Source organism: Klebsiella sp. 141240, from assembly GCF_050600805.1.
GTDB classification, from domain to species: Bacteria; Pseudomonadota; Gammaproteobacteria; order Enterobacterales; family Enterobacteriaceae; genus Klebsiella; species Klebsiella aerogenes.
In genome coordinates, this window is the sequence record NZ_JAQIRK010000082.1 from 1 (window position 1) to 303 (window position 303).

A 303-nucleotide genomic window follows, 5' to 3' on the forward strand; every position below is an offset into this window, starting at 1 on the left:
ACATGGTTGTATCCTCTAATATTCCCTGCGCTCGACTCGCCAGCCTGGGAGTGCGAACATCCCGATAACAACACTGACACAAATAAAGCAATGCCATTTCCATTTAGCGTCGCATGGTAGCCGTTTACTGAAAACCAGTTAATGTTCTGCCCGGCAACATGGTTGTATCCGCCGATATTCCCTGCACTCGACTCGCCAGCCTGGGAGTGCGAACATCCCGATAACAACACTGACACAAATAAAGCAATGCCCCGGATAATCCATTTTATTCTGCTCACTCTTCCTCCCTGCGCTTTTTGCCTG

1 pseudogene is annotated in these 303 nt (G+C 49.2%); it reads right to left on the reverse strand.

Going from position 1 to position 303, the window contains the following annotated elements:
- A pseudogene (locus tag PGQ95_RS26440) lies at window positions 1-278 on the reverse strand (hypothetical protein); the annotation flags it as partial.
- Window positions 279-303 lie beyond the last annotated feature (25 nt).